Origin of the sequence: Shewanella profunda, from assembly GCF_023283765.1 — a bacterium.
Lineage (GTDB): Bacteria > Pseudomonadota > Gammaproteobacteria > Enterobacterales > Shewanellaceae > Shewanella > Shewanella profunda.
Window position 1 is genome coordinate 43,373 of the sequence record NZ_JAKILG010000015.1, and the last position, 14,441, is coordinate 57,813.

The following is a 14,441-nucleotide window of genomic DNA, read 5'->3' on the forward strand; positions in this document are numbered from 1 at the left end:
CTCAGGGCTAAGCTTTAAGCCCCATTTGTTTCAATTTACGATACAAGGCATTACGGCTGATGCCTAAGCGCTTAGCGCATTGACTCACATTGCCATCGCAGGCCTGATACGCCTGCAGCACATTGCTATAAATGGCGCCATGGAGAGAGTTCGCACCTGCAGGAGCTAAGAGCGTGGAATTTAGCCGCGGCGCTAGGCTTTCCTTTGTTGGGGAGTCCCTTTTAGGGGAGGATGCAGAACCCGATCTGGTTATCGCATCTAGCTCGGCCCCCAGCGGCTCAGCATTTAACGCCGAACAAGTTAATTTTTCGGTAAGATAATCGGGTAAATGTTGCGAACTGAGGATCTTATCCCCTTCTGCCATTAAACACGCTACCTGCATAAGATTATCCAGCTCGCGCAAATTCCCCGGCCAGTCGTGTTGCATCAATAACGCTAACAGTTCTGGGCAGATATCTTGCTCGGCAATGCGATGTTTACGGTGTAATTTATGGATAATACGCTCGATATCCTGCCGTTCACGCAGCGCAGGTAAACGCACCTGCAAGCCATTGAGTCGATAGAACAAATCCTGTCGAAACAACCCTTGAGTCACCTGTTTTTCTAAATCCATATGGGTTGCGGCAATGATTTGGATATCGACTTTGAAACTTTGATTGCTACCAACGGGCACCACTTCGCGCTCTTGCAATACTCTGAGTAAACGACTCTGGGCCGCCAGCGGCATTTCACCGATCTCATCTAAAAACAAAAAGCCGCCGTGAGCCTGGCGAATTTTGCCGATAAACCCAGTGCGATTCGCCCCCGTAAACGCGCCCGCCTGATAACCAAAGAGTTCAGATTCCACTAACTCGGCGGGCAATGCGGCGCAGTTCACCGCCACTAAGGGCTCGGTGCGACGCGCACTCTGGGCATGGAGCTTTTTAACAAATTGCTCTTTACCGACGCCCGTTTCACCGAGCACTAACAGCGGAATTTGCTTAGTGATCACCTTATTGGCATGTTGCCAAGCGCGTTCTAATTGAGGATCGCGAAACCGAACCCCCAATTGATTGAGTGATTTATTGCTAATCGCAACTCGACCCTTAGCGCTGGGAATATGTAAGGATTGAGTCTGTAGATGCAAGGCTAAATGCTGATTAAAGCCACCCGCACGGCTCCAATTATCGCCTAAATACTGTTCGACGGTATCGCCCACCTTGGCATGGTTAAGCAATTGTTTCGCCATGGGATTACAACCCACAATGCGACCATCACTGTCGGCAATCACTATGCCCTGCCAACCCGAATTGAGCAGATTGGGTTGCGCAGCTAAATCGATTCGATAATGACTGTCTGGCAAATGACACAGGAGTGCAGTCTCAACCTGCTGCGCTAAACTCGACACTAACATCAGCGTCTGCTGGGTGTGTCTTTGTTGCTCGCTGGTGATATCGATCACCCCGAGCATCTCACCTTGGGGGGAAAATATTGGGCATGCGGTACAACTCATAAAACGATTCAGGCGAATAAAATGCTGCTCACCCACCACAGATACCGCCTGTTTTGCGGTTAACGCAGTCCCTATCGCATTAGTGCCTTTGTGTTGCTCGAGCCAATTAACCCCGATATCCAAAGCCACATCCGCAAGCTTAGTAGAATAACGGCTCACGCCCCAGTGCCTAAGCACATAACCATCGGCATCGGAGAGTAAAAGGCGGCTATTAGAATGCGCCATCAATTGATTAAACAAGGGCAAGGCATGGGATTGTACTAACGCTATGAGCATTTGATATTGCTCATGTTTCTGCTTTAGCTCACTCGCATCGAGCCTGAGCTCTTGGGGTAATTGAAATTCAGACAAGCCAGCGCTAATGCTGCGCTGCCACGAATCGGCCAACCACGCCTGTGTCGATGGAAAATGCAGTTTAACTGTCATAGCCGTGCTCCCCCGAGCGGTGTTCCATTTCGGCACAGCTACAGTGTGCCATTGGATGACAAAGTGACCACAGGACACACTTCTCCCTCTGGGTGTCCATACTTATTCAAATCTACAAAATTAGCTTTTCATCATACTGTTAGCGCAACAAGTGTACAACTCCTGCCAGTTTGGCACTCTCCTTGCGATGCACCATAGGTGTGCAACCATCAGGTGTTGCATAAGAGAACACTAAGCCAATCAATAGGATTGGCTTAAACCAAAACGAAATATATATAAAAAGATATCCATTAGAGATGCATCAACAAGACTCCCTTGCTGAAGCGCACAGCGTAAAAATCGCCGACGCCACAGCATGCCATCCATAAGAAGGAATGATTCTATGATTTATGCTCAACCCGGAACCGCAGGCGCAATCGTTAACTTTAAAGAAAAATACGCCAACTTTATCGGCGGAAAATGGGTCGCCCCGGTCAATGGCAAATACTTCGACAATCGCTCCCCCGTGAATGGCCAAAATTTTTGCCAAATCCCGCGCTCCGATGCTCAAGATATTGAATTAGCATTAGATGCCGCCCACGCTGCTAAAGAGGCATGGGGTAAAACCTCAGTCACCGAGCGCTCAAACCTGTTACTGCGCATTGCCGATCGCGTCGAACAAAACCTAGAATATTTAGCCGTTGCCGAAACCTGGGAAAACGGCAAAGCGGTGCGTGAAACCTTAAATGCCGACTTGCCCTTATTCGTCGACCATTTCCGCTACTTTGCGGGTTGTATCCGCGCACAGGAAGGCAGTGCTGCCGATATCGACGGCAATACAGTCAGTTATCATTTCCCCGAGCCTTTGGGCGTGGTCGGCCAGATTATTCCTTGGAACTTCCCGCTCTTGATGGCGGCATGGAAAATCGCCCCTGCGCTGGCGGCGGGTAACTGTGTAGTGCTCAAGCCTGCTGAGCAGACACCGGTATCGATTCTGGTCTTGCTCGAACTGATTGAAGATCTATTACCCGCGGGGATTCTCAACGTAGTCAACGGCTTTGGCACCGAAGCAGGACAAGCACTGGCCACCAGCAAACGCATCGCTAAGCTTGCCTTTACGGGCTCCACCGAAATTGGCTATCACATTTTAAAATGCGCCGCCGAATCCTTAATTCCATCGACCGTTGAACTCGGCGGCAAGTCGCCTAACGTGTTTTTTGCCGATGTGATGGACCATGAGGACGAGTATTTAAATAAAGCTGTCGAAGGCATGTTGCTGGCCTTCTTCAACCAAGGCGAAGTCTGTACTTGCCCATCACGGGTGTTAGTCCAAGAGTCGATTTACGATCGCTTTATCGAAAAAGTGCTCGCGCGCGCGCAAACCATTAAGCAAGGCGATCCCTTAGATACCGACACTCAAGTTGGCGCTCAAGCCTCTAAAGAACAGTTCGATAAGATCTTAAGTTACTTAGCCATAGGTAAGGCTGAAGGCGCAGAAGTGCTACTAGGCGGCACACTTTGCCAACTCGATGGCGGCCAAAGTGAAGGCTATTACATCAGCCCGACGATTATGAAAGGCCACAATAAGATGCGTATCTTCCAAGAGGAGATCTTCGGCCCCGTGATTTCGATCACCACCTTTAAAGATGAAGCCGAAGCGCTGGCGATCGCGAACGATACTGAGTACGGCCTAGGGGCTGGCGTGTGGACGCGGGATATGAACACGGCTCAACGTATGGGACGTGGCATTCAAGCTGGCCGCGTGTGGATTAACTGTTACCACGCCTATCCAGCCCATGCCGCCTTTGGTGGATACAAAAAATCCGGCATCGGCCGCGAAACCCATAAGATGATGCTCAACCATTATCAAAATACCAAGAATCTCTTGGTGAGTTACGATGTGAATCCTTTAGGTTTCTTTTAAAGGGCTATTTTTAAAAGGCTTTGTCCACATGTTTTATGAATGACTTTATATCAGTCATTTATCTTCAATAAATCATAACAAAGAAAGGGCGAATCGCCCTTTCTTTATTTCTGTCGCGCAACATTAATAAATCAAACACTTACAAAAAATACTTAAAGAAACATACCGCCAGACGCTTCGATACGCTGGGCATTGATCCAAGCGGCCGCAGGCGATAGCAAGACGCTAATCGCACCGCCGATATCGTCAGGCAAACCCACACGCCCTAGCGCAGTTTGCTGCGCTAAAAACTGATTCATCTGCGCATTATCCCGCACCATACCGCCGCCAAAATCCGTTTCAATCGCCCCAGGGGCAAGCACATTGACGCGGATACCCCGTGGGCCTAACTCCTTCGCCCAATACTTAGTCATAGTCTCGACCGCGCCTTTCATGGTGGCATACGCGCCAAATCCGGGAATCGCAAAGCGCGTCAAACCAGTGGAAATATTGATAATGCTTCCCCCATCCATCAGCTGCGGCAGTAAGCTTTGTGTCAAAAAGAACGGTCCTTTAACGTGGATATTCATCAAGGTATCGAACTGTTCGATACTAGTTTCCGCCATAGGCACATGAATCCCTATACCAGCATTGTTAATCAAATAGTTAAACGACTCCCGCTGCCATGTTTGGGCTAATACGGTGCTAACTTGGGTGGCAAACTCGGCAAATGAGTCGCTATCGCTCACATCCAGCGGCAGCGCAACGGCTTTGCGGCCAAGCCATTCAATCTCGGTGACGACTTCAGCGGCCGCAGCGGCATTCGTTTGGTAGGTTAAGATAATATCTATCCCCTGCGCCGCTAATTTGAGGGCAGTATTTTTACCTAAACCGCGGCTGGCGCCAGTGATGAGTGCAATTGGAGTCGTGTTCATGGTCAGTCCTTATAATTGTCGCTTGGAAGTGAAACCTAAGCCTTGTAGGCCTAATTAACTGAACACAGCTTATTACTTGCAATTAACGAGATAAACACACTATAAATGCTAAGACTGTTAGCCAATAAAGGACAATCACCGTGCAAGATAGATTGCAAGCCATGCAAATTTTTATGCGAGTCGCTGAATTACAAAGCTTTACCCAAGCTAGCGTCAGCTTAGGCCTATCGAAAACCCATGTATCGAATGTGGTGGCGCAGTTCGAAACATTTTTGGGTGCGCGCCTGCTGCAACGCACCACGCGAACGGTACGGCTAACCCAAGATGGCCAGAGTTGTTACGAGCGTTGCAAAAGTTTATTGGCGGAATTTCAAGAATTAGAAAGCCTGTTCCAACTGCAAGCCGAGCAAGTGTCTGGGGGCTCAGAGTCGATATGTCTACAGGCATTGCCCGTAACTTAGTGCTACCTAAACTCCCTGAATTTATTGAGCAATACCCACATATCGAGCTTGAGCTCAGCAGCACAGATCGTAAGGTGGATGTCATTGCCGAAGGGTTCGATTGTGTTATTCGCATCGGCAGTGTGCAGCAAGAAGGACTTATAGCGAAAAGGCTCGGGCATTTTAAGATGCTCAACTGTGTCAGCCCATCCTATATTGCCAAATACGGTAAACCTGAAAGCCTTGAAGATCTGACCTTACACAACCACAAACTCGTCCACTATGTCAGCCAGTTAGGGGGCACTGACTCAGGCTTTGAATATCAAGATCCCCACACTCATCAAGCGGATCTCGCCATCCAATTGCCTAAGTTGATTACGGTGAATAATGCCGATGCCTATAGTTCAGCCTGTTTAGCTGGGCTGGGGATAATCCAAGTTCCCAGCATAGGGGGGGCTAAGTATTTACAAACCGGAGAATTAATCGAAATTCTACCAGATTATCCAGCACCGCCTATGCCAGTGAGCTTAATCTATCCCCACAGGCGGCACTTATCTAAGCGCCTGCAAGTCTTTATGGCATGGTTAAATCAGCAGATGACGCCGTTTTTAGTCCAGCATTAAAGGGACTTTTCGATTGCCCCTAAACGCTGGGCCAATTCAACAAGAGAGGCGGCTGTTTGCGGATCATTTTGGGGATCGACGACTTCGACCAACTTAAGTTTCGGCCGAGGCATTAACCAAGATGTGCCCGCAGTAATCACTAAATCCAGCACAAACTGACCATAATAGTGCAACCGCAAGCGGTTATCCGCCATGGGCCAGTGGGCATAAAGCAAAAATGAATCATACAGTTGTGCCAAAGATGTTTTTGTAACTAAGGCAAATGTATCATCAAGCAGACTAAACTCGGTTGATTCTTCAAAGGGACAATCGAAAGAAGTGATAACCAAATACCCCGAGGTCTTATTGGGTAAAACGCAGCGATATTGACCTTCAATCACTAGGCCCGCAATAAAGGTATGAGTCTGTTGGCCATTAAAATACAGAGGCATTTTCAGTGGGTCAGGCTCAAGTCCATCTTTACATTCTGCTAGCAGTGAAAACCCCGTTATCGGCTGCATACCCTTACCCCGCTTAGCTAGCTAATACCTTACTAGTCGCACTAATCTTGCGGATTCAAAAGCGCTAGGACTCGCAACGCTTCCAATAACAGCCCAGTAAGATCAGATAACCGACAAAATACGCCACGAGATCTAATGGATCGAAATGGCTACCTATCACTATCCGTGCCAATCGATTTCCGCCCAAGCCTAGCTTATCGACTAAGCCCCAATACTGGCCAAATTCGATGGCAAAGGCAAACAGCAGTACCACCAACGCCAGCCAAGGAGTTTGAAAAAAACGCTTAATGCCATCGCCTGTGTTTTTTACTGCGGCTTTTTCTACCGGATTGGCAATCGGAACGACAGCCCGCACCATGCAAAACAGTAAGATCACCACCAATACATCGCCCACAAAACCACGAATAAAACCCGCAGGTGCATACAAAGCGATTAAGACTTCGGTCAAAAATAATAAAACCGCATAAATAAAAAAGGTTTTACGACTCGGATGACGGCTGAATAAAACGCTAACAACGGCGGCAGACATAGATAAGTTAATCCCTAACTTCACTCGATTGAGGTGGCAGAATCTACCGTAATACCAAGAGGTTAACAAGTGAGCTTTCGTTGACATTTAAGGCTCACCACCCGAGTAAGCGCGCCACTTAACCCCACCAATTCAATGAATGTTCGCGCCTCAAAATTTAAGCGAGGTTTAAGTTTGGGTTAAGTAGCCTACACCTAAACCCACTTAGGAGCGTCACACCATGTCATCAAGCACACTGCAAACCATCAAAGTCTGGGACCTGTTGATCCGCATATTCCATTGGTCACTCGTCGGCTTTTTCACCTTAGCCTATCTCACAGAGGGCGAAGATGAGTGGATGACTATCCACAGTTACGCAGGTTATAGCATCTTAATTTTACTAGTGTTTCGCCTGTTATGGGGCGTGGTGGGTACCCACAATGCGCGCTTTAGCAACTTTATCACTCGCCCTAAAGAAGTACTGGTGTATCTCAAAGGACTCATCACAGGTAAAGCCAAAGACTACATAGGCCACAACCCCGCAGGGGCAATGATGATCGTTGCCTTGATCGCCAGCATAGCCATCACGGGATTCTCGGGTATGGCGCTGTACGCCACCGATGGACACGGCCCATTAGCCGCGAGCTTTTTCGCCACTTGGCCCGAAGGCGCATTAAAAGAAGTCCATGAGTTTTTTGCCAACTTCACCCTGTTCCTTGTGGTCATCCATGTCGGCGGCGTCATTGTCAGCAGCCTATTACACAAAGAGAACTTAGTCAGAGCCATGGTCACGGGCAAGAAACAACGCCCAGTGAAACAACAAGATTAATGGGTTAGCCATTTTGCTTAGCCACAAGACATCCAGCCCAAAAGGAATGCCCTATGAACAGATTCACTAGACACACGAATAAGAAACGCCTTGTCATCATCGCAATTTCAACCTTGCTGCTGAGCAGCCTTAGCGTTAGCGCCGCCAACAGTAAAGTGCAAAGCCTGCCACTCAGCGCCGAGCGCATCGGCACGCAACTGCAACGCTATCAAGCCCAAGGCGCAGGGCCGTTTACCGCCGCCGCAGGACAAAAGCTTTGGTTGCAGGAAATAGACGGTCGCAGCTGCGCCAGTTGCCATACCGCTAAAGTCACCGATATGGGGATGCACCAAAATACCCGAAAACCCATTGACCCTATGGCGCCGTCGATTACCACTGATCGTTTAACCGACTCAGCCAAAATTGAGAAATGGTTTAGCCGTAACTGTAACTGGACCTTTAAACGCGACTGCACGCCGCAGGAAAAAGGCGATGCCTTACTCTGGTTAAGCCAGCAATAACTGCAATTTTTCGATCAATTAAATTCACTGCCTTCAATTAAAGGTAACGGCACAAAAGGAAGATATCATGACTCAACAAGCTCACCCCATTAGCTGGCTCCTAGGCTCATCACTCACGGCCGCGGCATTAGCTATCGGCGTTATCGGCGTCAGCCTAACCTTAACGGGTACAGGCTATGCGGACGATGGCCGCGAGCTCAGCCGCAACATTCCACAGAATGCGGAATACATTGCAGAATGTGGCAGTTGCCATATGGCCTATCCAGCCAATTTACTCCCCGCCGACAAGTGGCGCGCCATTACGGAAAATTTAGAAAATCACTTTGGTGACAACGCCAGCGTAGATCCTCAAGTCACTGCTAGAATTGAGGAATATCTAGTTCAACATGCAGCGCAAAATGGTAAGGTGATGAAAAACAGTACGCCGCTGCTCGCGGGCATGGGGCCGCAAAAGATCACAGAACAGGCATTTTTTATTCGCAAACACGATGAGATCCCAAAGCGAATGGTGCAAGATAACCCAAAAGTCGGTTCATTCAGTCAATGCAGCAATTGTCACAACCTCGCAGAGAAGGGCATATTCGATGAAGATACCGTTAATATTCCTGGCTTTGGCCGTTGGGATGATTAGCAGTCCAAGCACTGATGCCCACGACGATGATCTTTCAAGCAAGGTGGTCGAGTGGGTTAAGGAGGGCAAGGTTTTACCCTTCGACACCATAATGCAACGCTACGAATCACGCCTACAGGGACGGCTGCTGGACTTAGAAGTCGAGCAGAAACATGGTCGTATCATCTACGAGCTCGAAATCCTCCGCGAGGATGGCATAGTGTATGAAATCAAAATTGACGCCAAAACCGGCGAGTGGCTAAAGGAAAAGGTCGACTGATGCGTTTGCTATTGATTGAAGATGATATCGATCTGGTCGCGCGCCTCATTCCCGCCCTTAACAAGGCGGGCTATACCGTCGAACACACAGATAACGGTATCGACGGTGCCTTTTTAGGCGAAGAAGAAAACTTCGAAGCCGTTATCCTCGATCTCGGCTTGCCCGGCAAACCCGGTTTACAAGTCCTTGGCCAATGGCGACAAAAAGGCTTGGCTATGCCAGTGCTTATTCTCACCGCCCGTGATGCGTGGCACGAACGGGTCGACGGCCTCAAGGCTGGGGCCGATGACTACCTCGGCAAGCCTTTTCACATTGAAGAACTACTCGCAAGGCTCGAAGTGTTGATCCGCCGCCACTTTGGCCGCGCCGACAATGTGCTACAACATGCGGGTGTCTCCCTCGATGTCGACAAACAGGCGGTCACCAATGTCGACGGCGAAGTGATAGAACTGACCAAGATTGAATATCGTCTGCTGCATTACTTAATGGTCAACCCCAGCAAAATCGTCTCTAAGTCCGAGCTGAGTGAGCGCATTTACGAAGAAGATCACATCAAAGACAGCAATGTCATCGAAGTGTACGTCAACCGCCTGCGCCAACGCTTAGGCAAGGATTATATCGAAACCCGCCGCGGCCAAGGTTATCGACTCAAGGAGTAAATGGCGTGTATTCACTCAAGGGTTATCTAACGCGCAATCTGCTGATTATGCTCACCTTTGCCATGGTGCTGTTACTGTATTTTCTGTATCAAGGTATCCAAGCATTAACCCAAGACTTTGTCGCTTCGCGTCTACAACACGATGCCGACAGCCTGATCTCCGCCCTTAATAAAAATCCCGATGGGGCTTGGGCACTCACCACCGACCGTTTACCTAATGTGTACCACAGGGTCAATTCTGGGCATTATTTTGCCATTCAAATCGGCGATTCAAATCTGCGTTCACGCTCCCTATTCGATCAAGACGTGAATATTCCTCAGCTAAAAGCGGGCGAGCAACACCAAGCCACTGAGTTTGTCAGCAAAGAGCATTGGCTGATGTTTAGTCAGGCCGTTATCAAAGATGATCAATTAGTTACTCTGTGGGTGACAGAAGATATTAGCTCGCTTGAACAAACCCAAGTGCAGTTTTTAGCCTTTGCCACCGCAGCCGTGTTACTCACGATTATCATCCTATTAATGGCCCAGCATCAGCTACTGAAACGCGGCTTTAAACCCTTAGAACAGATGCCCGAAGCCATACGGCAGATGCGCACCCAAGGGCAAGAAATCAATCCCGCCAAAGTACCGAGTGAAATCGTCCCGCTGATTGAAGAGATAGATCGCTTAGTCAATCAATTGGGCCAACGAGTGCAACGCTCCCGCAATGCTCTGGGTAACTTGGCCCATGAAATGAAACGTCCGCTACAAGGGCTACAATCCTACCTAGAAAGCCTACCACCGGAACAAAGGAGTGAGGGCAGCAAGGTGCTATCAAACCTGCACCACATCATCGAGAGAGAGCTTAAGCGGACTAAGATTGTCGGCCTGTCCACTCCTGGGCGTTATACCGTCCTCGATGACGATCTCGCGCCGCTTATTCAAGTGATGCAACGCATCTACCCAGATCGCGTCATTCAAAGCCATTACGCGAGCGGCTTAGTAATGCCGTTTGATCGGGATGACTTACTCGAGCTCTTAGGTAATTTGTTGGATAACGCCTGCAAACATGGCCGCAAAAACATTGAGATCCGTATCAGCCAACAGAACGTTCCAACCTCAGGCTATGGGATAGAAGTGAGTGACGATGGCGAAGGCGTCTCAGATACCGCGCTGTCGATCATCATTGAACGCGGCATTCGGCTAGATGAAAGCATCCAAGGCCATGGTTTAGGATTGTCTATCTGCAAAGATATCATCGACAGCTATCAAGGCGAACTCAGTTTTAGCCATGCGAAACAAGGCGGACTCAAAGCCAGCGTATTTCTGCCGCTCCCGAATTAAGCGGTATACTCACTCGGCCTGTGACCACTGAGTTCATGCAAGCAAATAGAGGGTATAATTAACCCATTCAAACCCCTTTCCCCAATCAGTCTAGAGATTTATATGAAAGTTATCGACCTAAAATCTGCCCCGCAACACATTCCACAATTGGCGGAGTGGCATCATCAAGCATGGGCACATTTGAGTCCTGCGGATGCTTCAGTCACCACGCTGATTGCAGAAATGAACGAGTATTTAACTGATGCAGCTATGCCTAAGATGTTTATCTGCGAACAGGCAAATCAAGTGATGGGATCATCGTCATTAATCGCCGCGGATATGGACAGCCGAACCGACCTAAGTCCTTGGCTCGCAAATGTGTATGTGAATGCCAACCATAGAAATAAAGGACTGGGTAAGTTGCTCGTCAATGCCGTAGTTGACCACGCCAAAGCGATTGGTTTGCAGAAAATCTATTTGTTTACCGCAGATAAAGCCGATTTTTATCAGGCACTGGGTTGGTCAATGATTTCACGGGAAGAGTATAAGGGCGAGATGGTCACGATAATGGAATATAAGTTGACTAGCCCAAATAAATAGAGGCATTAGCAAACTTCACAATAGGACAATTTCCTCAAGTTTTTAGCTCGTTTACTCGATCGACCCTACCCCATATCCAGTTGTTTTTGTGATAACAATTTAAGTTAATAAGGATAAATAAGTTACAAAAGCGCACTTAGTTTCAATATCGCCTACCCCCAGTTTTAGGATTTTTGCCGTTGTTATACTCACATCGAAAATAAATCAGACGACAGATCCACTCAAGAAACATCATTTATTGATTGAGTTTTGATGATTCCGAGATACGAGTAAAAACGTGACCCTACCTATACCGTCCGTTTTGAACAGATAAACATCATTCCTGCTGGAGGGATAATTTTGAAAACCATAACCACAGATGTGGCGGTCATCGGCGCTGGTGGCGCGGGTCTTCGCGCAGCAATTGCTGCAGCAGAGGCTAATCCAAAGCTAAGTATCGCTCTCATTTCCAAAGTATATCCAATGCGTTCGCATACCGTTGCTGCCGAAGGCGGCTCGGCTGCGGTAATTAAAGATGAAGACAGTCTGGATAACCATTTCAATGATACGGTTGCCGGTGGCGACTGGCTATGTGAACAGGACGTTGTCGAGTATTTCGTCGAGAATGCGCTACGTGAAATGACCCAGTTAGAGCTATGGGGTTGTCCGTGGAGCCGAAAACCTAACGGTGAAATTAACGTGCGCCGTTTTGGTGGAATGAAGATTGAACGAACTTGGTTTGCGGCCGACAAAACCGGTTTTCACATGTTGCATACCCTGTTCCAAACGTCGATGAAGTACAGCAATATCGTGCGCTATGACGAGTTCTTCGTACTGGATCTCATCGTTGTCGATAATGAAGTGCAAGGTGTTATCGCCCTGTGCATTGCCGAAGGCGAGCTAGTTTGCTTTAAAGCCAAATCGGTGATCTTAGCAACAGGTGGCGGTGGCCGTGTCTACCACTTCAACACCAATGGCGGCATAGTAACAGGCGATGGAATGGCTATTGCCTATCGTCATGGCGTACCACTCCGCGATATGGAGTTTGTGCAATATCACCCAACGGGTTTACCCGGCACGGGGATTTTGATGACGGAAGGATGCCGCGGTGAAGGCGGCATCATGGTGAATAAAAACGGTTACCGTTATCTGCAGGATTATGGTCTAGGGCCAGAAACCCCTGTTGGTCAACCACAAAACAAATACATGGAATTAGGCCCTCGCGATAAGGTTTCTCAAGCATTTTGGCATGAGCAACGTAAGGGAAATACTATCAAACATCCTTTAGGAGATGTGGTTCACTTAGATTTACGCCACTTAGGTGAAGACTATCTCAAAGAGCGCTTACCCTTTATCTGTGAGCTTGCAAAAGCCTATGTCAACGTAGACCCAGCTAAAGAACCCATTCCTATTCGCCCTACCGCCCATTACACCATGGGAGGTCTTGAAACCGATCCTCAAACTGAAACCCAAATTAAAGGTTTGTTTGCCGTTGGTGAATGTTCTTCAGTTGGCTTACACGGTGCTAACCGCCTTGGTTCTAATTCGCTGGCAGAGCTTGTTGTATTTGGCAGATTAGCCGGTGAGACAGCGGCTAAGCGCGCCGCAGAATTCCAAGGATGGAACTACGATGCTATTAATGACCAAGCAGCAGCAGTTGAAGCCCGTCTCGATGCACTATTAGCCCAGAAAGGTACCGAAAACTGGTCTGATGTACGTACTGAAATGTGTAAGAGCATGGAATCTGGTTGTGGTATCTACCGTGATGAAGCAGGCATGCAGGCTACGATTGATAAGCTTGCCGAGTTACGTTTACGTTATAAAAACATTCAAATCACCGATAAGGGCAAAGTATTCAATACCGATCTGCTCTATGCCATTGAAGTAGGCTTTAGTTTAGATGTTGCCGAGGCCATGGCGCACTCAGCAATTCAACGCCGAGAATCCCGTGGAGCCCACCAACGGCTCGATGAAGACTGCAACTCGCGTAATGACAAGGATTATCTAAAACACTCCCTTGCACTCTATAACCCTAATGCTGTGCCAACCATCAAGTACAGCGAGGTGAAGATCACTAAGTCTCAACCTCAAGCGCGCCTGTATGGTGACGCCGCAAAACAGCAGGAGAAAGTCTAATGACTGAGCATAATATTCAGACTGTTAATATCCTTAGATACGATCCAGAAAAGAATAACGAACCCTTTCTTGAGACGTTTAAAGTTCCTGCGGATAACACGACCTCGATACAGGATGCGTTAGCTTATATTAAAGATCATATGGATAAGTCTTTATCCTATCGCTGGTCTTGTCGCATGGCGATTTGTGGTTCCTGTGGTGTGATGGTTAACAAAGTGCCTAAACTGGCCTGTAAAACCTTTTTGCGCGACTACCCAGAGGGTGTCACGCTTGAGCCACTCGCCAACTTTGCCATTGAGAAAGATCTCGTGGTCGACAAAGCTCCCTTCCTTGAACGATTAGAGGCAATGAAACCTTATATCATTGGCAATGATCGCAAACCTGAAGACGGGCCAAATCTACAAACTCCGGCACAAATGGCCAAATACAAGCAGTTTGCAGGTTGTATCAACTGTGGTTTGTGCTACGCAGCGTGCCCGCAGTTTGGTTTGAACCCTGAGTTTATCGGTCCTGCCGCCATCACGCTTGCCCACAGATATAACTTAGATAGTCGTGATCTTGGCAAAGTTGAACGCATGAAACTTATCAACGGTAAGGACGGTGCCTGGGGTTGTACCTTCGTTGGATATTGTTCAAAGGTGTGCCCTAAACATGTCGATCCTGCGGCGGCGGTAAACCAGAGCAAGGTTGAGTCAGCTAAAGATTTTATCATTAACATGATAACGATGAAGGAGGCATAAG

At 48.2% G+C, this 14,441-nt stretch carries 14 protein-coding genes and 1 pseudogene; 11 read left to right on the plus strand and 4 right to left on the minus strand.

Going from position 1 to position 14,441, the window contains the following annotated elements; genetic code table 11:
- Positions 1-7: 7 nt before the first annotated feature.
- Positions 8-1,918 carry a sigma-54-dependent Fis family transcriptional regulator gene (locus L2744_RS09610; protein WP_248991706.1) on the minus strand — a complete coding sequence of 637 codons (1,911 nt, stop codon included), beginning with the start codon at positions 1,916-1,918 and terminating at the stop codon, positions 8-10.
- A 382-nt stretch (positions 1,919-2,300) separates the two neighbouring features.
- On the opposite strand from L2744_RS09610, the gene exaC reads away from it, so the two are divergent.
- Positions 2,301-3,821, plus strand: a complete 1,521-nt coding sequence (gene exaC / locus L2744_RS09615; protein ID WP_248991707.1) for an acetaldehyde dehydrogenase ExaC — start codon at positions 2,301-2,303, stop codon at positions 3,819-3,821.
- 152 nt (positions 3,822-3,973) lie between these two features.
- Here the strand turns inward: exaC and L2744_RS09620 are convergent, their stop codons facing one another.
- Entirely contained in the window at positions 3,974-4,735 is a 762-nt protein-coding gene (locus tag L2744_RS09620) for an SDR family NAD(P)-dependent oxidoreductase (protein ID WP_248991708.1), read from the minus strand.
- Between the two features lie 140 nt (positions 4,736-4,875).
- Between L2744_RS09620 and L2744_RS09630 the strand changes: the two are divergent.
- A pseudogene (locus L2744_RS09630) lies at positions 4,876-5,798 on the plus strand (LysR family transcriptional regulator).
- On the opposite strand, the gene L2744_RS09635 reads toward L2744_RS09630, so the two are convergent.
- Together L2744_RS09635 and L2744_RS09640 are read right to left on the minus strand one after the other, a co-directional pair.
- Entirely contained in the window at positions 5,795-6,298 is a 504-nt protein-coding gene (locus L2744_RS09635; protein WP_248991711.1) for a class I SAM-dependent methyltransferase, read from the minus strand. The pseudogene L2744_RS09630 and the gene L2744_RS09635 overlap by 4 nt on opposite strands.
- Positions 6,299-6,362: 64 nt before the next feature.
- Positions 6,363-6,827: a ribosomal maturation YjgA family protein gene (locus L2744_RS09640; RefSeq protein ID WP_248991746.1), complete on the minus strand. Its 465-nt coding sequence runs from the start codon at positions 6,825-6,827 to the stop codon at positions 6,363-6,365.
- A 220-nt stretch (positions 6,828-7,047) separates the two neighbouring features.
- Between L2744_RS09640 and L2744_RS09645 the strand changes: the two genes are divergently transcribed.
- The 9 genes from L2744_RS09645 (at position 7,048) to L2744_RS09685 (ending at position 14,440) form a co-directional block, all read left to right on the plus strand.
- Positions 7,048-7,635, plus strand: a complete 588-nt coding sequence (locus L2744_RS09645) for a cytochrome b/b6 domain-containing protein (RefSeq protein ID WP_248991712.1) — start codon at positions 7,048-7,050, stop codon at positions 7,633-7,635.
- A gap of 53 nt (positions 7,636-7,688) precedes the next feature.
- Positions 7,689-8,135: a DUF1924 domain-containing protein gene (locus L2744_RS09650; protein ID WP_248991713.1), complete on the plus strand. Its 447-nt coding sequence runs from the start codon at positions 7,689-7,691 to the stop codon at positions 8,133-8,135.
- Positions 8,136-8,202: 67 nt separating this feature from the next.
- Positions 8,203-8,766, plus strand: coding sequence for a diheme cytochrome c (locus tag L2744_RS09655; protein WP_248991714.1), 564 nt, complete (start codon positions 8,203-8,205; stop codon positions 8,764-8,766).
- Positions 8,759-9,025, plus strand: a complete 267-nt coding sequence (locus tag L2744_RS09660) for a PepSY domain-containing protein (protein ID WP_248991715.1) — start codon at positions 8,759-8,761, stop codon at positions 9,023-9,025. Before L2744_RS09655 ends, L2744_RS09660 begins: the two co-directional genes overlap by 8 nt.
- Complete coding sequence (locus L2744_RS09665; protein WP_248991716.1) at positions 9,025-9,684, plus strand: winged helix-turn-helix domain-containing protein; 660 nt, start codon at positions 9,025-9,027, stop codon at positions 9,682-9,684. Before L2744_RS09660 ends, L2744_RS09665 begins: the two co-directional genes overlap by 1 nt.
- A gap of 5 nt (positions 9,685-9,689) precedes the next feature.
- Positions 9,690-11,006 carry a sensor histidine kinase gene (locus tag L2744_RS09670; RefSeq protein WP_248991717.1) on the plus strand — a complete coding sequence of 439 codons (1,317 nt, stop codon included), beginning with the start codon at positions 9,690-9,692 and terminating at the stop codon, positions 11,004-11,006.
- Between the two features lie 102 nt (positions 11,007-11,108).
- Positions 11,109-11,585, plus strand: coding sequence for a GNAT family N-acetyltransferase (locus L2744_RS09675; protein WP_248991718.1), 477 nt, complete (start codon positions 11,109-11,111; stop codon positions 11,583-11,585).
- Between the two features lie 339 nt (positions 11,586-11,924).
- Positions 11,925-13,700: a fumarate reductase (quinol) flavoprotein subunit gene (gene frdA / locus L2744_RS09680; protein WP_248991719.1), complete on the plus strand. Its 1,776-nt coding sequence runs from the start codon at positions 11,925-11,927 to the stop codon at positions 13,698-13,700.
- Positions 13,700-14,440 (plus strand): succinate dehydrogenase/fumarate reductase iron-sulfur subunit, encoded by a 741-nt coding sequence (locus L2744_RS09685; RefSeq protein WP_248991720.1) that lies wholly within the window; start codon positions 13,700-13,702, stop codon positions 14,438-14,440. Before frdA ends, L2744_RS09685 begins: the two co-directional genes overlap by 1 nt.
- Position 14,441: the final 1 nt, after the last annotated feature.